The organism is Novosphingobium rosa NBRC 15208 (genome assembly GCF_001598555.1).
Lineage (GTDB): Bacteria > Pseudomonadota > Alphaproteobacteria > Sphingomonadales > Sphingomonadaceae > Novosphingobium > Novosphingobium rosa.
The window spans coordinates 33832-58357 of sequence record NZ_BCZE01000035.1 but is presented as its reverse complement, the minus strand read 5'-3'; the positions used below and the strand labels follow the sequence as shown (position 1 = coordinate 58357).

Genomic DNA, 24526 nt, shown 5'->3' with positions numbered 1-24526 from the left:
GAACATGGGATCAATCTCCGCTTAAAAAGCCGCTTGCAACGAGAAGAGGGCGCCGCGCTGCCGGTCGATGGTGGCGATCGAGCCAAGGTCGGTATAGGCCACGGTCGCCGTCAGATTGCGGTTGACCGCATAGGCGACAAAGCCATCGAACCAGGCGTTTTCGTGGGCCACCCCCAGATTGTCGGGCTTGCTGCGATACTCACCGCCCACGACCAGGCGCCGCGACAGCTGATAGGCCAGCGAGCCCTCGAACTCGAGATGATAGGCATCGCTCTTGTCGCCGCCGAAACCCAGAAGGCCGATCTGATTGGCCTTCGTCATCCGCAGCGTGGTGTTGACCAGCAGGCTGTCAGCCAGGATCAGCTTTGTGGCACTGGCATAGACATCGACCCCCGAGGCCGATTTCGCCCCCAACGCCCTCACGATGCTGCCGTTGAGATTGTGCTTGTACTGCACCCCCACGGCAATCGCCGGAACCAGCGGATTGTCATAGACCACATCGCCTAGCAGGCGCAGCTTGGCCCCCACCACATCCTGCCTGAACGTATAGTCCCGCCCCAACCCGAGCGCCGCGCCGATCTTCTGCGTGTTGAAATTCTGGCGCGCATAGGACAGTTCGAGCCGATTGAAGAGGCCCAACGCCGCGCCCGCACTGCGATATTCGTAATCCTTGAGTTCATCGTCGGTGACATGGGCCGAAACACCGATGCCATCCTTGGTCTCGTTGCCCGCAATCGTCGCCCATGGGGCCAGACCGCCACCCGATGCACCCTCCACCGTGCTGATTCCATTGGTCAGCAGCAGCTTGCCCTCATTGCGCAAGGGCTCGCCGCTGGCCGTGACCGGCAACAGGCATGAGGCGCACAGGCCGAAGGCAGCCGGGGACAGGACGGATCGGAAGAAAGGCTTTCGCATCCCGTCTGCCTGACGGAAAATGGTTAATGGAGCGCCAATAGCCCTAAAATTCCCCGTTTTGCGTTAACCCGCCCTTTGCGGTTTTTACGCTAGGCAAAGCTCCATGCTTCGCTTCCTCACCCCCCTGCCGGGTTTCGCCGTCATGCTGCTGACCCCTTCGCTCGCCATCGCGGGCGATCTGGAACTGCATGTGGTCGACCAGATGGGCAAACCCGTCGCCGATGCGGTCGTCACGGTGAAACCGGCTGCGGGCCTGCCCAACCGGCCGATCACCTTTCCCTGGCCTTTGACGATGGTGCAGCAGAACATCGCCTTCAACCCGCATGTGCTGATCGTGCCGGTGGGCGCCACCGTTCCTTTTCCCAACAAGGACAATGTGCGCCACCACATTTATTCCTACTCGAAGCCCGCGCGCTTCAACATGAAACTCTACGGGCAATCCGAAGTGCCCACCTACACCTTCCGGACGGCAGGAGCGGTGGCGCTGGGCTGCAACATCCACGACAGAATGAGCGGCTTCATCAAGGTGGTCGACACGCCCTATGCCGCCAAAAGCGGGCATGACGGCACGGTGCGCATCTCTGGCATGCCAGGCGGCAATGCCACGGTGACGATCTGGCACCCGATGGCGCGCACGCCCGACAATGAGATGGTGATGCAGGTCGCGCTGGGTGCCTCGGGCGTGGTCAGCAAGCCTGTCTCGCTGACCCTGCGCGGCATGTAAGGCCTTGGCCCGGCCCTCCGCCCTGTTTCGCGCCCTTATCCCCCGGCGCTGGCTCTCCTCGCTTTCGCGCAAGATCACGCTGTTCTATGGCGCGCTCACCGTGATCACGATAGTGCTGATCGTAATGGGCATGCGCTATGGCATCGCCAGCTATGCCGAGGCGACGATCAACCAGGAGATGGCGTCGGGCAGCGCGGTGTTCGAACGCATGGCCGCGATGCGCTATGACCAGATGCAGCAGGCCGGTCGCGTGCTGTCGCATGATTTCGGCTTTCGCACGGCATTGGCCACGGGCGACGCGCCCACGATCATCTCCGCGCTCGACAGTCTGAAACAGCGGCAGGGCATCGAGCAGGCGATGGTCGTCGGGCTCGATGGCTCGATTGTCGGCTATGCGGGCCATCTGAACAAGGACTTCAGGGACGATCTGTGGAAGGCGCTGGACGGCGGCGCGCAGAAGGGCGTCGTCCAGCTGGGCAGCAAGACCTATGCCGCGGTTGCCGAACCGATCGAGGCTCCCACGCTGATAGGCTGGGTGATCTTCGCCAATCCGGTCGGGTCGGACGAATTGACCGACATCGCCCGCCTGACCGCGCTGGACATGAAGCCGCGCATCATGCGTGTGGCCGATCTGGGCCATGGCATTCCCGTCACCAAGGCGGGCAGCAACAGCGCCGCCCTGCGCAATGTGGACGGGGAGCAGATGCTGGTTCAGGCCATTCCGGTCACCAACTTCCTGCCCAACAGCCATATGGGGCCGCGCGTGCTGGTGCTGGAATACAGCCTGAGCAAGGCGATGAACGGCTATATGCCGCTGATCTGGCTGGTGGTGGGGCTGGGCGTGGTCGGCGTGGCACTGGCCGTGGCGGGCAGCTGGTATCTGGCGCGGCGCCTCACCCGCCCGATCACCGCGCTCAACCAAGCCGCCCAGCGCATGAGCATGGGCGAGCATGCCCATGTCACCATCGAGACGGGCGACGAACTCGGGCGGCTGGCGACCAGCTTCAACCGCATGGTCGACGATATCGCCGAGCGCGAGCGGCAGATCACACATCTGGCGTTTCACGATGCGCTGACCGGCCTGCCCAACCGCACGCTGCTGCGCCAGCATATGGCGCTGTGGCTGGCGCATGCGACCCCGGCGAAGCAGCGCGCGCTGATGTGCCTCGATCTCGACAATTTCAAATCGGTGAACGACACGCTGGGCCATCCCACCGGCGACGCCTTGCTGTGCGAGGTGACCAGCCGCCTGATCGCCACCTGTGGCGACAGCTTTGTCGCGCGGCTGGGCGGCGATGAATTCGCGGTGGTGATGGATGACGATCTGCGCTCCCCCACCGCGCTGGCGCGCGACATTCTGGCGGCGATCAGCCAGCCCTTCCTCGTCAACGGCCACCGCATCGTCATCGGCACCAGCGTGGGCCTGGCCATGGCCCCCACCGATGGCGACACGCCGATGGACCTGCTCAAGAACGCCGATCTGGCGCTGTATCGCGCCAAGAGCGACGGCAAGGCGGGCTATCGTTATTTCGAGACAGGCATGGACGCCGAGGCCCAAGAGCGGCGCCTGATGGAAATCGACCTGCATGACGCGCTGGCCAGAAGCGAACTGGAGCTGCATTTCCAGCCGCTTTTCGGCCTGTCGCAGAACCGGGTAACGGCCTTTGAGGCCCTGCTGCGCTGGAACCACCCTATGCGCGGCAGTGTCTCGCCGGTCAATTTCATTCCCGTGGCCGAGGAGACCGGCCTGATCATCCCCATCGGAGAATGGGTGATCCGCGAGGCCTGCCGCATTGCCGCCAGCTGGCCCGAGGACATCCGCGTCGCCGTCAATGTCTCCCCGGTGCAGTTCCGCAGCAATTCGCTCAACACCATCGTGCTTCAGGCGCTGGCCGCCAGCGGGCTGGAGCCGGGCCGGCTCGAACTGGAAATCACTGAAAGCCTGTTCATCGACAATGTCGAAGGCACGCTGGCCTCGCTCCACAGCCTGAAGGCGATGGGGGTGCGCGTGGCGCTCGACGATTTCGGGACGGGCTATTCCTCGCTCAGCTATCTGCGCGCCTTTCCCTTCGACAAGATCAAGATCGACCGCAGCTTCATTGTCGATCTGCTCTCGCATGACGGGGCCACCGCGATCATCAAGTCGATCACCAGCCTCGCCGAAGCGCTGGGCATCGAAACGACGGCAGAGGGCGTGGAGAATGTCGACCAACTCGACATTCTGCGCGATCAGGGCTGCTCGCATATTCAGGGTTATTATTTCAGCCGCCCGATGCCTGCTTCGGAAATCGGCAGATTGCTGAAGCTAAACACCGAAAATCGGCAGAACGCGGCTTAATTGCTAGTTCATAGGCACCTGATCAATCGCAGCTTGCCGTCATCCGCGCAACTGCACCGACCGGTTGAACCTATGGTGGCTAAGCAAAACCAACCTCGGAACCCGCCTTTCCAGCTCCCACAACTCTTAAGCCAGGTGCCGGCCACAAGCATTCCTCGCGCGGCCGACCCCTGATCAAATTTCCGTCCTTTCTGACAAGGTAAGCGCGTCATCCATATCTACGCCAGGCGTGGCCGTCCACGCCCTGCCACGGGGAACACCAGTTGCACGTAGGCAAGATAGACCTTTTGATACTTGAGAATGCCCACCGCTCAGCAAAGCCCGCGTGGGCTCAAGGCCTGCCGGAATGGGGCTGACAGGCCATAGCCGGCGTCTGCCAGCACACAGCCGAAACGGACGCCGGAAGCCGCGATCCGGTCGATCTCCTCGATCGCGATGGAAGGCTTCGTTTTGACCTGGCGAAACTCCTCAGGAACGCCGGTCTTGATCATGCGCTCCTCATTCTCGGTCCAGCTATCCGGTAGAAACAGCCGTAAGCTCAACATGACGGGAACCTCGCCCGATACCAGCGTCACCGAGCCGTAGGCCAGCGAAGCTAAACCATGGTTTGGGAGTTGGCCCGCTTACCCAGCCTCGAGGCATATTGAGGCGCCACACCGACTGAGTTGGTGCCCTTCTGGGCATGGCCGTGTCATCGATGATCAACCAGGCCTTCGTCCCGCCCACGAGGGCATCGGCTTGTTCCCATAAAGCGGTTTCCAGCGGTGCGCTGTCCTAGACACCAGCGCCGATAAAATGGTGCAGCCTCCATCCCGAGCCTCCGTCAAAGCTGGTTCCTCATGAATCACGCATCCGCTAAAAAGGGAATCCCAAAAATCACATTTCTGCCAAAGCAGTGCTAGAATAAAGCGCACTGACCGGATTGAGGGACAAGGGTAGGAACAACGGTTGTCAGGTAAAACTCGGAACAAAGCTGTTTCCGGCACCCCGGTTTGTATCGGAGCAACAAGCCTCGCTCCGGCAGCCTTCAGTAGGGTGGTGGCATCCTCGCACGCTGGTTCCGCGCCGCCTCTATCCACCAGACAAGGTCATCTGCGAAGCGGGGAAAGGCACGGTTGAGAGCCGCGCCGCCGTCCCCGACAGGATTGGCGTCTGCATCAAGCGCCTGACCTATCCCGCCGACTGCAAGCGCACTCGAGATCACCACCATTCCCATCTCAGAGAGCGTGCCGTGCCAGGCGTTCGCGGCGCGCACCCCGGAAAAGCGCCCCGCCGAATAGCTGGCAATGGCTGCGGGCCGCCAATACCATTCCTCGAGAAAATGGTCGGTGAGGTTCTTGAGCCCGGGTTGCATGCCCCAATTGTATTCGCCCGTGACAAACAGGAAGCCATCTGCCTCCCGTATCTTGACTGCGAGTTGCTCCAGATTGCCGGGAGCCTCGCCTTCAGGATATTCCTTATACATGCGGTCAAGGATCGGCAGGCCAACCTGCTTGGCATCAATGAGTTCGGCGGCCGCGCCCCGCTCCTGGAGGGCGCGAACCAGATAGCGAGCCAAGCGGATGCCTTGCCGATCGCTGCGATAGGAGCCGTAAAACACGAGAATGCGGTCAGCCATTGTCAGTCCCTCTCGCGTAGCGCCACCCTTCGACCGCCCGCACAAATGTCTTGCGGACCGCACCTTGGCCCAAGATGCCCTATGCATATTTCTCTGAGGCAAAGAAGGGGTGGAGACGAAATTATGGCAATAAGAGGGTTGAAAATGTCACGGCAACCATTTGTTCCGCCGGATAATAATAAATAATTCCACAAGGTATTTTTTGAAATCGAAATTATATTCGCATCCATTCCTGTCGCGGCCCGTATCTTCGCCAGCGTTCCCTTTCTGGGGTCGCCGAGAAAGGATGCCATCATGACGCATTTCACCTTCCGCAACGCGCTGGCCGCCGCCACGATCCTGACGCTGACTCCGGCGCTCGCCAGCCCGCTCTTTGCCAACCCCATGGTTGGCGGGGCCGCCATGTATCCGACGAAAACGATCGTCGAGAACGCGATGAACTCCAAGGATCACACCACGCTCGTCGCGGCCGTCAAGGCTGCCGGGCTGGTCAATACGCTCTCCGGCCCTGGTCCCTTCACGGTCTTCGCGCCCACTAATGCCGCCTTCGACAAGCTGCCGGCCGGCACCGTCGATATGCTGGTGAAGCCGGAAAACAAGGCCATGCTCACCAAGATCCTGACGTATCACGTGGTGGCCGGCAAGATGACCGCCATGCAGATTGCCGCGGCCATCAAGGCGGGCAATGGCTCTGCCACGCTCACCACGGTGCAGGGCGAACCGCTCACCGCGACAATGAAAATGGGCAAGCTGATCCTCACCGATGCCAAGGGGGGCATGTCGATGGTCACGATCAAGGACGTCATGCAGTCCAACGGAGTTATCCATGTGGTGGATACCGTCTTGATGCCCTGATGGATCTGAAAGGGAGGCGCGCGGAACCCGAGCGCCTCCCTCGAACCTGAAGTTTATCCCCGCCAAATGGCCGGAAACAGGCGCTTGAGCGCTTCGACCTTGGGGCGATCGTTGATGACGATGTAGGGGTACTTCGGTCTGAACGCATAAAAATTCTGATGATACGCGTCGGCCGGATAGAAGCGCTTGTTGTCTTCGATACGCGTTGCGATGGGCCGGACTCTAATCAAGCTTGGAGGAAAATCAGGGGGTCATGTCAGAGAACCGCATCGGTCGCGCTTTCTACCGAGCAGAACGAGTCGTTTGCTCATAGGCTAGGCGGGCCGCTGACATCAGACTGTGTCCAGTGAGCGATGCCGCCTCTGGTGTCATCGTCACAGCCACGCCTGCAGGTCCATCAAGGATGACAAGCCCCTCTTCCGCAGTTGCAACACCCGGCTCGGTTTCTGGCTGGGGAATGCTCGATTGCGTCCTCATGCAACCATCCTTTCAGGGGACAGAGACCGTATTCGCAGCCTTGTCATTGTAAAGATACGCGTCGTTGAACTGCGCGCGGGCGCTCAGACGTTCTGGGTCGAACAGCTCGACCACCGATGAGCGAAAGGCACAAAGGCCCTCATCGCGCAGTTGGCGCATGACCCGATTGATATGAACGGATGTCAGGCCGCAAATCTCCGCCAGATCCGCCTGCGTCAGATCAAGGTCAAACCGCCGGCCGTCGCTGAGCCCGGCCGACACAAGGCGCGCATTGGTTTCACAGAGGAAATGTGCCACCTTCCCAAGCGCATCAAGACGCCCCATCCGAAACAGCCAGGCCCGGTGGATCGCCGCATCGATCAATGTGGCGAACCACAACTTACGGTTCATGTCAGGAAAGTCTTTGAGCAGCACCTCCAACGCTGCGTGGGGAACAACTGCGACCGTGCACGGCGTCATCGTCGCCACGTCATGTTCGAGAACCTTGAGTGGAAAGGCGTGCAGGTCAACAAAATCGCCAGGCACATGGATGGCAACCAACTGGCGCAATCCATTCCGGTCATCGATGTAGCGCGACATGATGCCATCGACCAAAAGAGTGCTTTCATCGATTTGGTGCCCTGCACGCATAAGTGTTGTGCGGGCCGGAACATGCCGGACTTCGCTGATGGCCTTCTCGAGCGCAGCCCGCTCCGGAGGCATCAGCTTGACGCCCCGCTTGTCTCTCAGGAAGCGTTGACTGAACATGATCCTTGCGTCTCTCCCTCGCGGTCTCGTCCAATGTCCTCGAACATTAAGACAGGAAAGCGGGCAAAGTTTCGCGGGAGCGTGATAAAGAGCCAGGAGCATGTTGGCGCGATCAACGCCCCCCGGCTTTTTATTTCGCTTGTTTCATCAACTCAGCTTTCCGAGCTGCCATCTTTTCGCCCAGAGCCTTGAGATCCAAATCCGTATCCCTGCTTTCAGGGAACATCTCACTCTCCTCCTCTTCGACGTGATGGTTGATGTATTCGCCCAGTACGGTGACCTTTGCATCAAACAGATGATCGCCGGCCTTCATGCTCCGGATTTCGGCAATCAGTTGCTTTGCGCTGGCGTGCTCGACTTCAGCTTCGTCCAGAAGATCATCATCGTTGATCGCTTCGCGCGTTGCTGGATAGTAGATTTCTTCCTCGATCTGGGTATGGACGATGAGCGCCAGGCAGATCTTATCCGCAAGTGCCTGCTTGTCCGCATTGCCTTCCAGTTCTTCGTACTGCTTGAACCAGGTTTTTACCTCTTTGTGATCCGCCTTCAGCAGTTTGATGGCGTCGGCAGGCCTGGCTGCTGTCCGTGCTGCCTTGCGGCCCGACTTCGATCCGCTTCTTGTGGCATGGGCCGCGTTCTTGGCCTTGGTTTTGGTCGCAGTCATCGGTTCTCTCCAAGATGTCCTTTGGGTATTTCGAGAAGGAACCGACTGTGGCGCGCAAAGACCCATCGAGTTGGAGCAAAGTTAACCTGCATCAGTACGATTGTCAGCCCTACTGGCATAGGAGCCTACATGTGACCCGCCAATTTCCAGGAGGGCCTGCGCGCTGCTGCTAATCGTCCAGTTGCGCAGCCCGTTGCACACAGGCCGGACCGCCAGGCCCCATCACAGGATCATGCTCCGGGTAAGGCAGCGATGCCATGCGCAAACGTGCCTCAGGGTCAGGTGCCTCGCGGCAAATGTCCCAGCTTTGGCCTTCCGGGTAAGCGCCGACCCCAAGGAAATCCTTGGAAGATTTCAGCGCCCGGTGGCCGGTGCCGGCTGGAAGGAGGATCGCATCACCTGCGCTCAATTCTATGTCGCGCCCGCCTGGACCGCCAATCGTCAACACAGCTTGGCCTGCAACCACACCCAACGCCTCATGGGTGGTGGAATGATAATGGTGATAGTCATACACGCCGTCGCGCCATTGCGGCGGCCAGCCATGCGCCTTGAAGATCCTTTCGAATTCACCGATCAGGTCTTCTACTCTGGCGGAGGGCAGTGGCTGCCGATAAATGATGACAGGCAGTCTGGGGTTGTTTGGCACCCAGTCATGCTCGGCGAGGCGGAACGTTATGATCTCCATGAGGATAGAGCCTTTCGCTGACACAAACGAACATTGGCACCCCGGTTCACCGCATAAGCCGTGTTTCTTGCCGCATGAAATTCGTCAGAAAACATGGATTTCGGCGTGGGTAAGGTCAGCCACAGGCGCGTTTTCGCGACGAGGCAGAGAACGACGCCAGACTGCTCACGACGCCGCCCCTACGCGAAGTGTCTGGCTGAATAGCCCCAGGAGAGTGGGCGTGGGCGTCGTAAGGTCCATACCTAGTTCGCGTCAGGTGCGCGTCTGGAGACGTTGCACCAGCCACGCACCCGATGCGCAATCACCAGATCATCGCTGATTTTGTCAGCCCAGCCGTACACGATCCTCATGGTCATCGCGCTGACGACCGCCGTAAGCTGCGGCAACGCTTGCGATAAAAGCACCGATCACCATCGAGAGCGCCGTGAAGAAGCCGATCGCGGAGGACGCCTTCCGGGCCTTGTCGGCCGTTTCACGCAGCGCCTGGACGGTGTTGCCGACACGCTTGCGCGCCTCCTCTGGTGACAATCCCGTCTGAGCCGCAACCTGGTTCGCCAGATAGGATTGGTCGGCGTCATCGACATCGCCATGAGCAAGGACCCGAGTGATCTCCGCCCGCGCGTTGGCCGAAGACGCTTCGGTCATCGGGCGGTTGGAGCGCATGAGCGTGTCAGCCGCATAGCTTGCCGATGCTGCCGCGGAGGCCGCCGTCGCACCGGTGGCCGCCGCTGCCGCGTTGAGCGCGATCCCGGCAATCAACACTGCAGAAACCGCCCAGGCCAGGAAGCCATGCGCCGTGTCGCGGAAAAAGACCTCATCCGTGTGGACGTTCGTCCAGCGCGTACGCAATCGACCGGCGAGATAGCCGCCCAGGAATGAGGACAGCCACTGGGTCACGATCAGCCAGATGCCGGTTCCAATGACGAAGCTGGTCGCTGCCACCCCTGCACCGGGCCAGGGAGAAGCCACGGCAAAGCCCAGACCCGAGCCCAGCGAAAGGAGAATGAGCGTGCTGCCCATCGCCACCGCCGCGCCGGCAAAGACCGGTCCCCAATTGACGGCGGAGCGGCTCGACTCGACCGCTCCTGCAGCGGAGGGGGCCAACGAATAATTTGGATTGGTCGCCATGTTCCGTCTCCTCAGTGCCAGAGCAGCAGCAAAAGGATGATGACCGGAATGGGAACACCAATGAGCCAGAGTAAAATCGGCATGTCCTGCCTCCTGCTTGGTCGGCCGTTTCACAGGCCGCTTTTTTCACCTGTTGAAAGGTGCAGGGAGGCGTTTGGGTCCTTACTCCTAGTTTGATGCCGCGATCCATGCCGCTATTTGACGCCCGCTCTTGCCGATCATCCCGAGCAGCGCCCGGCTTGTTGCTATTTTCATCGCCTGAACAGCCGAACCGAGCATGGGAGGAAGAAAGGAGAGCCTGCAAAACCCATGCACGCGGTCCCCTACCATCCCGCCTTAAGAACTAAATCTCAGATAAGGACGCAAATGTTTCGCATGAAAAACGAGAGGAGAGCATTTTCAATGAACACTCTTCCCCCGCCCAGGAAAAGCACGATCTTTCATCGACGGCCATTCCCCACAAAACAGGATGAACCGTGTTGGCAGGCTTTCTACACTTCGTTGCAGCGTTTGGTTCGGCAAAGAAATCGCTGGTCTCTCCTACGAGAAGGCCCCTGAAATTCCACGCATCCATGGCTGGGCCAGAACGCTCTGGACAAGAGCCAAACATATTGGCCGCAGAAAATCCTGGTCTCGGCAGTAGAAATTTTGGCTCAGAATTCAGACGGTTGGCCTGAAGCCAATGTCCCATAGATAATCAAGCATGGCTTGAGCTTCAATCTCCACCAACTCTCGTGCCCCATCATCGCTTAACGCAACCAAAGCAGCACGTGCCAGCAAATTTGCTTTCCAACTGGTTTCATGAATGAGAGGATAATTAAGAATTCTGGGAGTTCCGATGGTCATTTAACGCCCATAATATTTGTGTGAGCACATCGGATTTCTTCGCGGCGGCGTCGACGGCTTGATGATATCAACTGAAACGACGATGCGCATAGATCGTAAAAGCCTTTTGTGTGTCCCACGGCTTCTAAAAGACCAATCGACAATCACCAAAAAACTTTCTTGTGAAAATTAATCTATGTTATGCATTTTTCGCTGCATTAAGAGAAAGCAGGCGGTGGATGTTGGAGGATTCAAGGATTTTTCCACTCTCCCGTAACGAAGAACCCGAAGAAGAGCATACCTTAATCGATGACCCGCCCCTCTTCAGGAGGGCTCGCTTGTGATGGGAGGATTGAAGCCCCGCGTCATGCTCATTCACCCTTCCTGGTTTTGCAACCTTCGCGCATCAGCCCTGGCCATGGCAGGTTTTGAAAGTATCCCATGAACGAAGACGGATGCCGCGATCGCTAATGAGCAAATGGCCCAGATCGCCTGTTTTTCGGCGAAGGGTTGCCTGTTAAAGGCATACTGCAGATAGAAGAGCGTACCGATTCCTCTGATCCCGAAAAATCCGATCAGCATCCGCGCATAACGGCCCTCGCGTGAGCCTGCAAAACCGATCAGCGCCGAGGCCGGCCTGATCACGGCGATCAGGACGAGTGCCACGCAGACGCCCATCGGCGTGATGGCTTGCAGCAGTCCCGATCCCAGGCCCCAGCCAAGCACGAGCAGAATTAGCATCACCAACACACGCTCGACCTGCGCGGAAAACTCCGCCATGGTGACATGAAATGCATCGTCCGGACAGGTTGAACGGATGGCGATCGCAGAGACAAACACCGCGACAAAACCATTGCCTTGCAGCATCAGCGTGACGGCATAGCACAACAGGGTGGCACCGATGGCAGCGAGCCCCTCTCCGGTGTTGGACAGTTTGATCGCAGGCAATTCGAACAGAAGATAGCCGACCGCTCTTCCCACGATGGTGCCTACCAACAGACCGACGGTCAGTTCTCCGAACAGATCGGCCGCCAGCCAATGGCCGATGTCGGCAACGCCCCGTTCCAGCAAAAGCGCCAGCACAATAAACGGAAAAGCGAAGCCATCGTTGAGCCCGGCTTCAGCGGTGAGGGCAAAGCGCGTCTCACCATCCTCGCCGGCACCGGGCGGTCCTGTCTGGACATCGGCGGCAAGAACCGGATCTGTGGGCGCCAGCGAAGCGGCAAGCAGCAGCGAAGCGGGCCAGCCAAACCCGAGAGCGTAATGGCCAAGCAGGAGCAGGGTACCAATTGTCAGCGGCATGGCGATCAACAACAGGCGCCAGACGGAAGCCCAGCGCCGCAGGCTGAAACGCCGATCGAGCCGCAACCCGGCCTCCATCAGGGCAAGAACCACGATCATCTCATTGATTTTCTCCGCCATACCGCCATCGCCCAGGGGGCCGGCGGGCAATCTGACGAGGTTGGTGAAAGACAGGCCGAAGCCTGCAAGCAGGCAGAGCATCGGAAGAGACAGCGGCAGACGCCGCAACATCATCGGCGCCCAGCTTCCAAGCAAAAGCAGTGCGCCGATCACCAGAAGCAACAGAGGATAGGAGACAGCCAGCATCATCTATTCAAGTCTCACGAGCACATATGGCTCCCCACCGCGTTGGAGATAATCGTTCCATGGTATGGACCTGAGCCCATTGTGATCAATTTCCTGGGCGTAGCCCTGATCATGGATATGAGCACAATGAGCCAAGCGATGCGTGACCTCGATCTTGTCTTTTCGCGCCTCGCACAGTCGCGGTTTCGGAGTCGGTTCAAGCTGGGAAGCAAGGAGCGGGAGTATCTGGAACAGCGTGGGCTCGACACGGTGCTGGATCACGCCCGTGATTTTATCGTCAAACGTCTGGCCCCCGCCATACCGAAAAATGATGGCAAGCAGACCCCGATGCGCGGCCACCCGATCTTTATCACCCAGCACGCCACCGCGACCTGCTGTCGCGGCTGTCTCGCCAAATGGTATGGCATCCCCGCCGGGCATGAACTCACCCAACAGCAGCAGGAGCACATTGTGGCTGCAATTCGGCGCTGGCTACAGGTAGCAATTTCTCAGCCAACGACCGGCACCGGTGGGATAGCCTCCGGGGGCACGAGCGCGGCCTCTTCGCGCGAATAGGTGCCGACCATAACTCCGGCGGCCAACCCTGCGCGAGACAGCTGTCGCGGCCATCATAGCGCCTGTCATCGCAAGCGCCTGTCATCGCAGCTGGCTGTCCTTGCAGCCGCGACGGTTGAAGGAGGACCTGGCCGCGCTGCTGTCTCGCTTTTCCTGGCAGGCAACGCAGGTGCGTGCGCCCGGGAGAGCCTTGCGCCGCGCTTCGGCGATTTCCTCGCCGCACATCACACAGAAGGTTTCGCCATCGCCGGCAGGCATGCGGGATCGCGCGAAATCCACCGCTTCTTTCACACTATCCTCGATCTGGTCCTGCACTGCTCCGTCGCGGGTCCATCCTCCAGCCATGGTCTCTGTCCTTTTTCCCAATCCTGATGGAAAAGACCAGCGGCCCTATAGGTCCGATGCGACGCGGGGCACTCAGCATGCTCCTATCGCAAACTGGGGGTGGCCTATCACGCCGCAAGTAGCAGCGGGCAACAAGCCATGGCGCGACGCATTCCGCGAACAGGCGAGACGGTCGGGAACTGCGGGGTCAGGGACCGGCTTACATCCCGTCTCCCACCGCCACACGATTTTGCAACGCAAAGGACAGCATCCATGCCCTCGGTCACCACAACCGATCTCGACCAGAATTACGAAGAGTTGGGTGCTGGTGACGGCAAAGTCGTCCTCCTGCTTCACGGATGGCCGGATGACGCCTCGACCTGGACTCCCATCGCGAAGGCCCTGACTCTGGCCGGACACCGGGTGATCGTTCCAGCGTGGCGAGGCTTTGGCCAGACCTTCTTTCTGCACGACGCTGTTCCGCGCCATGGCAACAGCGCCTTGCTGGCAATGGACATGATCGCCCTGCTCGACGCCCTGCAGATCGAGCGCTTTGCTGTCGCGGGCCACGATTGGGGCTCCAATGTGGCCGAAGCGCTGGCGGTGGGCTGGCCCGCGCGTGTCGAACGCCTCGCCATGCTCTCGACCCCGCCACGGCTTGGCGGCATGCTGACGCCTTCCTTCGAACAGGCACAGCGCTACTGGTATCACTGGTTTATGGCAACGCCGCGCGGCGAGCAGGCAGTTCGGGAGGATCGCCACGGCTTTGCCCATGTCCATTGGGTCAATTGGGCGCCTGGGGGCTGGTTCGATGAGGAGACCTTCACCCGCGTGGCCAAGTCCTTCGACAATCCGGACTGGGTCGAAGTCACGCTTCACAGCTACCGCTCACGCTGGGGAAGCGCTGAGCCCGATTCCCGCAGCGTCTGGCTGGAAGACAAAGTGAAAGCCACCCAGACGATCCACCACCCTGCCCTCTTCATCAAGGGCGATGAGGATGGGGTGACCTGTCAGAGCAGCTTCGACCCGGTCCCTTCGAAGTTCAGTGGGCCCTTTGAGTTGATCGGCCTGCCCGGTATCGGGCATTTCCCGACGCGTGAAGCGCCCGCGACAGTGACGGACCTGCTGTTGCGCTTTTTCTCCCAAGCTATCGTGAGGCCTGAGGCCTGACCGCTGCCTTTTCCAGACGGACCCTTGTTCCATGCGCAGCGTTGCACCTCTCGATCTGGGAGAAAACGGCAATGCGGCAACGACTTTTCACCACGACCGGCATCACAGGGTCGCTGATGATCCTTCTGGCTCTGGTGCTGGGTATCGGTGGCATTGAATTGCTCAAGCTGGGTGGGTCTGCCTATTATCTGATCGCCGGCATTGGCCTGTTGCTTTCAGGGGCTCTGGTGATCGCACGGCGCCGGATGGCACTCTGGATCTATGGGGCCGTGCTGCTGATCACGTTTTTGTGGTCACTCTTCGAGGTGGGGCTCGATGGCTGGGCCCTGGTGCCCCGCCTGGTGGCGCCTGCCGTGCTTGGGCTCTGGCTTGCGATGCCATGGGTGTCGGGTCGCTTCGGCATTCCTGAAAAAGCATGGAGTGTCGTACGCTGGTCCGGCGCCGGCATCTGCGCCCTGTTGATCGTTCTGGTGTTCGGCCTTGGCTGGGCCACCACCGCCTTGCGCTGGGACAGGCATGGCGAAATCGCAGCCGCCTCGCCCTTCAGCCCGCCGACCATTTCCGTTGCCGATGGTGACTGGCAATTTTATGGGCGCACCGCCGATGGCAACCGCTACTCCCCCCTCGCCCAGATCACGCCCGAAAACGTGAAGCAATTGCAGGTTGCCTGGCAGTTCAACAGCGGCGATCTGCCTCAATCGGGCGAGAACGCGCATGGCCATGAATTCAATTTCGAGGCCACACCGATCAAGATCGCCGACACCACCTATTTTTGCACGCCCCATCGCGATATCGTGGCGCTGGACGCGGTGACCGGCAAGCAGCGGTGGCGCTTCCACCCGCAGAATGACACCAAGCCCAACATCTATCTGGCCTGCCGCGGCGTTGCCTACTTCCAGGCTGCCGATGCCAATGCGCCCTGTGGCCAGCGGATCATCTCCACCACGGCGGATGCCCGGCTTTTTGCGCTGGACGCGCGCAGTGGCGCGCTCTGCTCCAGCTTTGGAACCAACGGCTATGTGGATCTCCGCCAGGGCATGGGCAATGTGCCCCCGGGCTTCCATTTCATCAGCTCTCAGCCGCTGGTTGTGCGGGGCAAGATCATGCTGTCTGGCTGGATTTATGACAATCAGACCGAGGGCGAGCCATCAGGGGTGATCCGCGCCTTCGATGCCACGTCCGGCCAACTGGCCTGGGCCTGGGACATGGGCCGCGCCGATCCCACCTCGCAGCTCGCGGCTGGCGAGGTCTATACGCGCGGCACCCCCAATGGCTGGGGCGCCTACACCGCCGACGACAAGCTTGGGATGGTCTATGTGCCGATGGGCAATGCCACGCCCGACTATTGGGGGGCGCACCGCCGCCCCTTCGATGACAAATACAGTTCGGCCATCGTCGCCCTCGATCTCGATACCGGCAAGGAGCGTTGGCATTTCCAGACCGTGCATCACGACGTATGGGACTTCGACCTGCCGATCGCCGGTTCACTGGTCGATCTTCCCGGCGGTGTGCCGGCCCTGGTGCAAACCACCAAGCGCGGCGAGATCTTCCTCCTCGACCGCCGCAATGGGCAGCCGCTCGCACAGGTCACAGAAAAGGCGGTCCCGCAAAATCCGTTGCCGGGTGACCATCTCTCCCTCACGCAGCCCTTTTCCACGGGCATGCCGTCGCTCGCGCCCAAGGATCTGACCGAAAACGACATGTGGGGCGCCACGCCGATCGACCAGATGATGTGCCGCATCCAGTTCCGCTCGATGCGCTATGAAGGGCAATTCACCCCGCCCTCCACGCAAGGCTCGATCGCCTATCCAGCTTTCGACGGCGTGATGGACTGGCAAGGCGGCACCATCGACCCGGCGCGGCATCTCTTCATCGCCAACACCAGCTACATCCCCTTTATTGCCAAGGCGACGCCGCATGATGAGGCGATCAAACAAGGCCTGATTAAGCCCTGGGCGGGTTGGCAGAGCGGCCAGCCCTATCCTCAGCCACCCGAATTTGCCAACGGCCCGCAATATGGCACGCCTTATGAGGTGACGGTCAAGCCCTGGCTCAACGCGCTTGGCGCACCCTGCATCCGCCCGCCATGGGGCAAGATGGTGGCGATCGATCTGGTCACCCGCAAAATCGTCTGGGAGCGCCCGGTTGGCACCACGCGCGACATGGGCCTGTTCAAGGCGCACACCAATGTCGCCCTACCCACCGGCATCTTCAACATCGGCGGCAATGTGGTGACAGCGGGCGGCCTGATCTTCGTGGGCGCCTATGCCGACGACTATATTCGCGCGCTCGATGAGAAAACCGGCAAGATCGTCTGGCAGGCCCGGCTGCCCGCGGGCGGTCAGGCGACGCCCTCTGTGTATCAGGGGCGTGACGGGCGGGAATATGTCGTGATCGCGGCGGGCGGCCATGGCGGCCTAGGTACGCGCAACGGCGACAGCGTGTTCGCTTTTGCCTTGCCCAGGTCCTGAGACCGTACCTTGCACGGGCTTGATTTCACCTCATGGCACACGCTGGTCAGCACCATGCTGGGGTTGACGCTGTTCACAGCCATCGGCGTCGGCCTGCGGCTGGTGACCATGCTGGCCATCCAGCAGCGCCGAGAGCGTTCCAATCGTCAGATCAACGAACGCTTGCGTACGCTGATCGCCGCCTACAAGGTTCTGGGCGGCTCCTTCACCGGCGATCTCACTGTGGACCCGCGCCATTTGCGCGATCTGCACCGCAAAGGTGAGGCCACGCCGACCGAGCCGATGGCCGCGCTCGATCTCACCCCGGAGAAAGCCGAAACGTCGGACCGGGCGCGGCGCATCAGGGATGCGGTGGAGGGCGCGCTGTCCGACATCATCCTGCTGGGCACGGATGAGCATGTCCGTCTCGCCACCCAGGCCGCCTGCGAACTCGTGGCAGGGCGACCCGTCCATACGCAGGATCTGGTGATCGCCCTTCGCGCCTTCATCCGCGAAGCCCTTGATCTCGACCCCATCCCCTCTGACATCTCGATCCCCATGCAGGGCCCCGCCCGACCTGCAGGCAAGGAGAAGGACAAGAATGGCGGGGGTGAAAACAAGCAGGGTGGCGGTGCGGGCGGCGGCATGGGAATGGGCAGTGGTGGGGGCAGCGGCTTCGGCTCCAGCCCGCATGACCGGGATGATGAGGCCACGTCAGCGCATCATAACGCGACATAGGCGTCCATCGAGGTTTCCAGGGACCGCCGGTGGCCTGCTCACGACTGAAATCCTTTTCATGCCGCGCTCCCGGACATGTTCTGGCGGCGCGTTCTCCACCTGCCCCCTGCAAGCTCGCTTCACCCCAGAGTGCACCGGCACCGCGGCGCTGGCGAAGGAGATGACACACAAATCTCCTTCGCCAGCTTCTCGGGAACTGAGTTGAAGTCGCTAGACTTGCATCGCGTCGGCAGCAGCCGCACCCATCTCCTGCTTGAGCGAGGCCATGTCGATCACATAACGATAGCGGCTCTTACCCTTCTCGATGTCGCGATAGGCATCGTTGATGGTCTGCATGGCGATGACCTGAATGTCCGGGCCGATGCCATGCTGTGCACAGAAGTCGAGCACTTCCTGCGTCTCGGCAATGCTGCCGATAAGAGAGCCTGCCACCGACTTGCGATGTACCGCCTGCGCCATATTGTTGACCGGCGCCAAGGGTTCCAGGGCACCGACCACCACCAGCGTCCTGTCACGCTTGAGCAGCGGAATGAAGGGGTTGATGTCGTGCTTCTCGGGGATGGTCGAGAGCATAAAGTCGAAACTGTTGGCCAGCCCCTGCAATGCGTCCTTGTCGCTCTCGAGCACGGGGCGTGCCCCGATGGCCCGCGCGTCGCCGAACTTGTCTTCGCTGGTGGTGAAGACCGTCACGTCCGCGCCCATTACCTTGGCCAGCTTGATTGCCATGTCGCCCAGGCCACCAAAGCCGATGATCCCCACATGGTCACCCGCCTTTACGCCCCAGTGCTTCATCGGCGAATAGGTGGTGACGCCCGCGCACAGGATCGGCGCCGCGATCTCGGGGCGCAGGCCATCGGGGATCTTGAGAACGAAGTCCTCCTTCACCACGATGACGGTCGAATAGCCGCCATAGGTGTTGTCCGCGAGATACATGTTGCGGCCTGTGGGCGCCATCGCCCTGGGCACCATGGGGCCGTTGTAGGTGGCAAGCCAGCTGTTCGGGCCCTCGCAGTAGTTTTCCTCACGGGCCTGGCATGGCGCGCAGCTGCGGCAACTGTCGATCATGCACCCAACGCCCACAAGATCGCCCACGGCATGCCGGGTCACGCCATGCCCCACGCTGGTCACGCGTCCGACGATCTCATGCCCCGGCATGCAGGGATAGACAGTGTTCGACCATTCGTTCTTCACCTGGTGAATGTCAGAATGACAGACCCCGCAGAACAGGACCTCTATCTCCACTTCGCCCGCCCCGGCCTCGTCCCGTTCGAACGCCAGCGGCTTGAGGCCGGTAAAGGCGTGATGGGCGGCATATCCCATGGCTTTGATCATTGGTTTGGCTCCGATGGGGGTAAGGATCAGGGTAAGGCACGTGCCCCGAGCGCCTGCTTGCGGCAGGAGCCTCGGTCAGTCCGGCAATGCCGCGCTGCCCGGCTGATGCATCGGACAACCGTTGAAGCTGCCGCGCAGCCCCGACGATGCTTCGTAAGCAGGCTTGCGGGCCCGCATGATCGCGCCGAGCGGGCGATGCTCGACAATGCCATGCCAAGGGCTGAAGGCGATCTGGTCATCCAGAATGGCCGCGCGTTCGCCCGTCCAGGCCCTTTGCGGAGCAACATCGATCACCGCGACCGCCACATAGGGGTTGTCCTCTTCCGGCCAGGGCACGGAAGCATCCTCGATCGGATTGGCGCCAAGGTCGCGGCAGAGCTGCACACGCAGTTCCCAGCGTCCGCCTTCCTTGGCGAGGATCACGCCGATCTCTTCGCGCAGGGCATTTTCACGACCATCGATGTCCAGTTCCCTGCCTTCCAGCACCGTGAAGTTGGGAGAGACCGGAAACAGGCCAACCTTGGCCATATAGTCACCATAGCGGATCGGCGCCTGGCTGAAGTAACGTTCGCCCAGCGGGTTGGTGTTGGGGTGCCCCCCCAGCGTGGTCAGCAGGGCGCTTTCGCCGCCCAGCGCTTCCACACCCTTCTCAAGGTTGCGGAACACCAGCGAGATGAACTTCTTCAGCCCCTCGACCTTGTCGGTCGTCTTGGCCAGCAATTGCAGCGTGCGCAAGAAGGGTTCCGGGCCGGCGGTGGGAAAGGCGATGCCATTGGCCAGCAGGAAATCCTGTGTCCTGGCATCGGCGCTGCCAGGCAGCCGCTCGCCCTCGACGTCGAAGACCTTGATCGCAAAACCGCGCTGCAGGGAAACGGTGTCGGGCAGCAGATCGCCGGCATTTGTCGAAATCCGTAGGAGGGCGTCATGCGTGCCGGGGGTGGCAAAGAGCCCCTGCGCATACTCGGCGGGCAACCCCGCCAGCACGCTGAAGGTAGCTTTAAGCAGAGCATGGCTTTTGGCATGGACAGCGCGGTAGCCGTGGCCGAGATCGCGATGAGTGGTCTCGCTGATCTCGCGGAAGGCCTCGACGAGCTGGGCCTGAATGCGGGGTTCTTCCGGGTCGATCACTTCCACATCGGGGGTATAGCGGACTGGAGTCATGGGCAGGCCTTTCACAGATCATTGGTTTCGGGTTGCGCCGTGCCGGGGGCGGCCATTTTACGATGCTGCTCGGCAAGAATGCTGGCAGGTGTGACATGGGCCACCGCCGCCTGCAGCTTGTTCTTCCAGCCCGAGACGATATGCGCCTCGCCTGCCATCAGCGCTTCCCACCCATCGCGCGCGACGTCGGCGGGGTCGCTTTTGTTGTCCGCCGCGCCCACGCTGGTATCGAGCATGTCGGCGCGTGCGAAGAACTCGGTGTCGATGGGGCCGGGCATCAGCGTGGTGATGGTCACGCCCTTGCTGTCTTTCAGCTCATTGCGGATGGCGTCGCCAAAGCTGTCGATGAAGGCCTTGGTGCCGTTGTAAACCGCCTGAAAGCTTCCCGGGATAAAGCCCGCGATCGAGCCGGTGATCAACACCTTGCCCTCATCGCGCCCCACCATGTCACGCAGCACCTGCTGCAGCAGATAGAGCGTTCCAGTGATGTTGGTGTCCACGACGCGGCGCCAATCGGCCACGCTCTGGTCAAGGAAGCCATGGCCCAGTCCTCGCCCGGCATTGGCGCAGAGCACATCGATCTTGCGCTCGCCGATGGTCTTGAGCAAGCTGTCCACGCCTTCCAGGGTGGAAAGATCGGCTTCGACCGACTGCACTTCCACGCCAAACTGCCGGAAATCGGCGGCGGCTGCATCGATCAACGGCTCATCGGCGACGACAAGAATGTCATAGCCGTTCTTCGCCGCCAGGGTTGCCAGTTCGAAACCGATGCCTGTCGAGGCCCCGGTGATGATCGCGAATTTATCAGCCCCTTTGTCAGACATGGCGAGATTCCTTTCCTGCAGGTGTGGGCGCCAGGCCGGGCTTGAGCACCACCTTGGTCACCTCGTTCTGGTTGTCATGGAACATCTTGTAGCCTTGCGCTGCCTCCTCCAGCCCCAACCGGTGACTGATCAGGAAGGTCGTATCGATCTTCTTTTCGATGACCGCATTGAGCAGTGCGGGCATGTAATGCTGCACGCTGGTCTGGCCCGTTTTGAGCGTCAGGCCCTTTTCCATGAAGGCGCCGAGCGGAAATTTGTCGACAAAGCCGCCATACACGGCGGGCATTGAAACCCGCCCGCCCTTACGGCAGGCCAGAATGGCTTGCCGGATGGAATGGGGTCGGTCTGTCCCCAGAAAGGTGGAGGCCTTGATCTGGTCAATCACATTGTCGACGAAGAAACCGTGCGCTTCCAGCCCAACGGCATCGATCACCGCATCGGGCCCGATGCCGCCGGTCATGGCCATCAGCGCCTCATAGGTCTTGCTTTCCTCGAAGTTGATCGTCTCGGCGCCGAACTTTTTGGCCAACTCCAGCCTATGGGGGAAATGATCGATGGCAATGACGCGCTGCGCACCCATCAGAAAGGCTGATTGCACCGCGAAAAGCCCGACCGGACCGCAGCCCCAGACAGCGACCGTATCGCCCGGTTCAATGTCGGCATTTTCTGCCGCCTGCCAGCCGGTGGGCAGGATATCGGAGAGGAACAGCACCTCGTCATCGTCCAGACCGTCGGGGATCACGATGGGGCCGGTATCGCTGAAGGGCACGCGGACATATTCCGCCTGCCCCCCCGCATAGCCGCCCGTGAGATGGCTGTAGCCGAACAGACCCGACATGGGCTGGCCGTAAAGCTCCATGCCCAGATCCTGATTGTCGGCGGGATTTCCATTGTCACAGGCGGAATACTGATGCTTGCCGCAATGATAGCAGGAGCCGCAGGCGATGGTGAAAGGCACCACCACGCGCTGGCCCTTCTTGAGCGTCGACTTCACACCGGTCTCGACCACCTCACCCATAAATTCGTGGCCAAGAATATCGCCGGCCTTCATCGTGGGGATGAAGCCGTCATAGAGATGCAGATCCGAGCCGCAGATCGCGGTCGAGGTGATCTTGATGATGGCGTCGCGCGGGTTGATGATCTCGGGGTCGTCCACCGTTTCAACGCGAACGTCATGCTTCCCGTGCCAAGTCAGAGCGCGCATCAGGCCATCTCCTCGTCGAACTGCTTGGTGGTGCGGGCGTTGGTGGCGATCTCGCCGGTCTCCATCAGTTGCTTGAAGCGCCGCAGGTCGCGTCGAACCTGTATTTCCGGCTCGCGCTGAAACAGCTTGGCGATGGTCTTGCCAAGCAGACCGCCCGGCGGATGATAGGCGATGGTTGCGGTCACCACTGTCCCGCGCGCTCCGGCATCCTGAAAGGTGATGCGCCCGGCGTGGGCAATATCCGCACCCTCGATGGAGGTCCAGGCGATCAGTTCGCCTTCCTTCTCCTCGGTGATGATGGCGTCCCATTCCACAAGGTGCCCGGCGGGCGCTTTCACCACCCAGTGTGAACGCAACGCGTCGATCACCTCGACATGATCGACATTGTCCATGATCTGCGGAAGATGAGCGAAATCGTGGAAGAACGTGTAGAGATCGCCGTGCGGGCGGTTGATCGTCACCGACCAGCTCGCCAGCGCATCGCCCTTGGGGCCACGCAATTCACCGATGCCCGCCGTGATGCCCTCCTGGCTCTTGGCGGTGCTAGCGGGGGCGTCGTCTTTCGGGAGTGTCATGGCAATCTCCATCGGTTTGCCTGAATGGCCCGGATGGACCGGACCATCAGGCGGTCACTGTTCCGAACGATGGGGACGACAAATGATCCATGCGAGCGCGGCAACCCGACGACTTACTGCTCGGCAATTCGATCAACCGTGCATCAGGGATGCCAGGCCGGACGCCATAAAATGGGTTGGTCCGTCGCGACCGGAGCAACACCTATCGAACGGACAAGCATCCGGACCGGTGCCGGATCATCACGGTTCAATCATCGGCAACGCCACGCTGGCAACTCGAGGCGAAATAGCCCGCTCTTACAGATTGCCTTGCTGTTCGACTGGCACATTGTCCCAGGGTCGGAAATAGAGGCGGGCGCACTCCTCACGCAGCACGCCGCCGGTCAGCGAAAGATCCTGCCGCCAGGCGTCGGTTATGATGTTCAGCGTGTCGATATGGCGATCCTCGAAGTACATACGGTGGACGTCAGAGCGCCCTGCACCATACACGATCCGCCCCACCTTGGCCCAGATCGAGGCCATGGTGCACATGCCGCAGGGCTGAAGCGTCGAATAGAGCGTCGCTCCACCCAAATTGCCCATGGGAAAGGGAGCACCGCTCTCGCGGATCGCCAGCATCTCGGCATGAGCAGTGGCATCATGCAGCGGCTCTACCCCATTTTTGGTGGCGCTCAGCACTTTGCCTTGGCGAACGATCACGCAACCGATGGGCGAAAGCGCCGGGTCATTGCCCTCGGACGCGGCCACGGCAATCGCCATCCGCATGAAATGCTCATCTTCGCTCAGCACGGTTAAGTCGCCCTTCCGGTCGCCACCTGGAAGCGGATCAGCGCGGGGCAGTTCTCTAGGCAACGAGACACCAACTGGCTTTTTAATCGCAGGCGCTTCCTTCTGCGAAGTCTTGGGAGTTTCAGGTGTTTCGGCTTGGCCGTTGCTCATGCGTGCCTCCTTGGGCTGTGACCGGAGTGTCAGGCGCGCATGAGCGCGCACTGGCACAGTGCCGGTAATTCAAGCCGACTGAGACTGCATAGGTTCCACCAGGCCCATTCAGAAAGTGATGGGCTACCTTCCGCGCATCCGCGATGGCAGCGAGGATACAAAAGACAACGCCGAAAACCGGCCCATGCAGGATCTGCCCATGGCCGAAATCGGTGAGACCATGCTGGTCGTTGAGGGCGATACGGTGGTGCGGACGCTGATTGTCGAGGAGCTGGCCGAGCTGGGCTATGGCGCAATCGAAGTCGACGACGGCCGGGCAGTTCTGGATAGCCTGCAATCACCGCGCTGGATCGATCTGCTGATCACAGATATCGGCCTCCCCGGCCTCAACGACCGGCAGATGCCGGAGGCAGCGCGGGTGCTTTACGGCGATCTCAAAATTCTCTTCATGACCGGCTATGCCGAAAGTGCCTCCATGGCCTCGGGCTTTCCGGCGCCAGGGATGGAAATGATCACAAAGCCTTTCACCATGGATACGCTTGCTGGTCGCATCCGCGCTATGATCGAAGCCTGACCTCCCAGAGAAATTCCGTTCCCAAGGCTGTTGCGCCAGCCCTGCCGAGGTTTACACGGTGAGTTGGAAAATTGCTCATCACCCCTAGCGCCTCGC

Annotated in this window: 23 protein-coding genes and 1 pseudogene; 8 read left to right on the top strand and 16 right to left on the bottom strand. The window is 60.8% G+C overall.

Going from position 1 to position 24526, the window contains the following annotated elements:
* Nucleotides 1-21: 21 nt before the first annotated feature.
* Nucleotides 22-915: a DUF3034 family protein gene (locus SR3_RS14230; RefSeq protein WP_068087173.1), complete on the bottom strand. Its 894-nt coding sequence runs from the start codon at nt 913-915 to the stop codon at nt 22-24.
* 103 nt (nt 916-1018) lie between these two features.
* On the opposite strand from SR3_RS14230, the gene SR3_RS14225 reads away from it, so the two are divergent.
* Both SR3_RS14225 and SR3_RS14220 read left to right on the top strand, forming a co-directional pair.
* Complete coding sequence (locus tag SR3_RS14225; RefSeq protein ID WP_068087170.1) at nt 1019-1639, top strand: plastocyanin/azurin family domain protein; 621 nt, start codon at nt 1019-1021, stop codon at nt 1637-1639.
* Nucleotides 1640-1643: 4 nt separating this feature from the next.
* Complete coding sequence (locus tag SR3_RS14220; protein ID WP_245653921.1) at nt 1644-3977, top strand: bifunctional diguanylate cyclase/phosphodiesterase; 2334 nt, start codon at nt 1644-1646, stop codon at nt 3975-3977.
* Nucleotides 3978-4204: 227 nt separating this feature from the next.
* Here SR3_RS14220 and SR3_RS14215 read toward each other — a convergent pair.
* Together SR3_RS14215 and SR3_RS14210 are read right to left on the bottom strand one after the other, a co-directional pair.
* Nucleotides 4205-4784, bottom strand: a pseudogene (locus tag SR3_RS14215) (IS701 family transposase); the annotation flags it as partial.
* Between the two features lie 220 nt (nt 4785-5004).
* The gene (locus tag SR3_RS14210) at nt 5005-5595 is read right to left on the bottom strand and encodes an NADPH-dependent FMN reductase (RefSeq protein WP_068087167.1); all 591 of its coding nucleotides are present in this window, start codon (nt 5593-5595) and stop codon (nt 5005-5007) included.
* Nucleotides 5596-5889: 294 nt separating this feature from the next.
* Between SR3_RS14210 and SR3_RS14205 the strand changes: the two genes are divergently transcribed.
* The gene (locus SR3_RS14205; RefSeq protein WP_068087164.1) at nt 5890-6450 is read left to right on the top strand and encodes a fasciclin domain-containing protein; all 561 of its coding nucleotides are present in this window, start codon (nt 5890-5892) and stop codon (nt 6448-6450) included.
* Between the two features lie 489 nt (nt 6451-6939).
* Here SR3_RS14205 and SR3_RS14200 read toward each other — a convergent pair whose 3' ends face one another.
* The 6 genes from SR3_RS14200 to SR3_RS14180 form a co-directional block, all read right to left on the bottom strand.
* Nucleotides 6940-7674, bottom strand: a complete 735-nt coding sequence (locus SR3_RS14200; RefSeq protein ID WP_068087162.1) for a Crp/Fnr family transcriptional regulator — start codon at nt 7672-7674, stop codon at nt 6940-6942.
* 130 nt (nt 7675-7804) lie between these two features.
* The gene (locus tag SR3_RS14195) at nt 7805-8338 is read right to left on the bottom strand and encodes a hemerythrin domain-containing protein (protein ID WP_068087159.1); all 534 of its coding nucleotides are present in this window, start codon (nt 8336-8338) and stop codon (nt 7805-7807) included.
* Between the two features lie 169 nt (nt 8339-8507).
* Complete coding sequence (locus tag SR3_RS30615; RefSeq protein WP_084455564.1) at nt 8508-9023, bottom strand: cupin domain-containing protein; 516 nt, start codon at nt 9021-9023, stop codon at nt 8508-8510.
* A gap of 324 nt (nt 9024-9347) precedes the next feature.
* A complete protein-coding gene (locus SR3_RS14185; protein WP_068087154.1) occupies nt 9348-10151 on the bottom strand; it encodes a P-loop NTPase family protein in 804 nt (267 codons plus the stop codon).
* 660 nt (nt 10152-10811) lie between these two features.
* Entirely contained in the window at nt 10812-10997 is a 186-nt protein-coding gene (locus SR3_RS31320; protein WP_157098851.1) for a hypothetical protein, read from the bottom strand.
* 354 nt (nt 10998-11351) lie between these two features.
* On the bottom strand, nt 11352-12587 hold the full coding sequence (locus SR3_RS14180) for a cation:proton antiporter (RefSeq protein WP_245653920.1): 1236 nt from the start codon (nt 12585-12587) through the stop codon (nt 11352-11354).
* 78 nt (nt 12588-12665) lie between these two features.
* Between SR3_RS14180 and SR3_RS14175 the strand changes: the two genes are divergently transcribed.
* Nucleotides 12666-13139: a DUF4186 domain-containing protein gene (locus tag SR3_RS14175; protein ID WP_245653919.1), complete on the top strand. Its 474-nt coding sequence runs from the start codon at nt 12666-12668 to the stop codon at nt 13137-13139.
* An 81-nt stretch (nt 13140-13220) separates the two neighbouring features.
* Here SR3_RS14175 and SR3_RS14170 read toward each other — a convergent pair whose 3' ends face one another.
* Nucleotides 13221-13484, bottom strand: a complete 264-nt coding sequence (locus SR3_RS14170; protein ID WP_068087148.1) for a DksA/TraR family C4-type zinc finger protein — start codon at nt 13482-13484, stop codon at nt 13221-13223.
* Nucleotides 13485-13736: 252 nt separating this feature from the next.
* On the opposite strand from SR3_RS14170, the gene SR3_RS14165 reads away from it, so the two are divergent.
* From SR3_RS14165 to SR3_RS14155, 3 genes are all read left to right on the top strand, one after another.
* Complete coding sequence (locus tag SR3_RS14165; protein WP_068087145.1) at nt 13737-14633, top strand: alpha/beta fold hydrolase; 897 nt, start codon at nt 13737-13739, stop codon at nt 14631-14633.
* A gap of 71 nt (nt 14634-14704) precedes the next feature.
* The gene (locus tag SR3_RS14160; RefSeq protein WP_068087144.1) at nt 14705-17104 is read left to right on the top strand and encodes a membrane-bound PQQ-dependent dehydrogenase, glucose/quinate/shikimate family; all 2400 of its coding nucleotides are present in this window, start codon (nt 14705-14707) and stop codon (nt 17102-17104) included.
* Between the two features lie 9 nt (nt 17105-17113).
* Entirely contained in the window at nt 17114-17821 is a 708-nt protein-coding gene (locus SR3_RS14155) for a hypothetical protein (RefSeq protein ID WP_169805639.1), read from the top strand.
* 210 nt (nt 17822-18031) lie between these two features.
* Here the strand turns inward: SR3_RS14155 and SR3_RS14150 are convergent, their stop codons facing one another.
* The 6 genes from SR3_RS14150 to SR3_RS14125 form a co-directional block, all read right to left on the bottom strand.
* The gene (locus SR3_RS14150; RefSeq protein ID WP_068087142.1) at nt 18032-19153 is read right to left on the bottom strand and encodes an NAD(P)-dependent alcohol dehydrogenase; all 1122 of its coding nucleotides are present in this window, start codon (nt 19151-19153) and stop codon (nt 18032-18034) included.
* Nucleotides 19154-19228: 75 nt separating this feature from the next.
* Nucleotides 19229-20314, bottom strand: a complete 1086-nt coding sequence (locus SR3_RS14145) for a catalase family protein (RefSeq protein ID WP_174549152.1) — start codon at nt 20312-20314, stop codon at nt 19229-19231.
* A gap of 11 nt (nt 20315-20325) precedes the next feature.
* Nucleotides 20326-21138, bottom strand: coding sequence for an SDR family NAD(P)-dependent oxidoreductase (locus SR3_RS14140; RefSeq protein WP_068087139.1), 813 nt, complete (start codon nt 21136-21138; stop codon nt 20326-20328).
* Nucleotides 21131-22342, bottom strand: a complete 1212-nt coding sequence (locus SR3_RS14135) for a zinc-dependent alcohol dehydrogenase (RefSeq protein WP_068087136.1) — start codon at nt 22340-22342, stop codon at nt 21131-21133. Before SR3_RS14135 ends, SR3_RS14140 begins: the two co-directional genes overlap by 8 nt.
* Nucleotides 22342-22917 (bottom strand): SRPBCC family protein, encoded by a 576-nt coding sequence (locus tag SR3_RS14130; protein ID WP_068087258.1) that lies wholly within the window; start codon nt 22915-22917, stop codon nt 22342-22344. Before SR3_RS14130 ends, SR3_RS14135 begins: the two co-directional genes overlap by 1 nt.
* A 297-nt stretch (nt 22918-23214) precedes the next feature.
* On the bottom strand, nt 23215-23856 hold the full coding sequence (locus tag SR3_RS14125) for a nucleoside deaminase (RefSeq protein WP_084455563.1): 642 nt from the start codon (nt 23854-23856) through the stop codon (nt 23215-23217).
* Between the two features lie 199 nt (nt 23857-24055).
* On the opposite strand from SR3_RS14125, the gene SR3_RS14120 reads away from it, so the two are divergent.
* Entirely contained in the window at nt 24056-24430 is a 375-nt protein-coding gene (locus SR3_RS14120; RefSeq protein WP_245653918.1) for a response regulator, read from the top strand.
* Nucleotides 24431-24526: the final 96 nt, after the last annotated feature.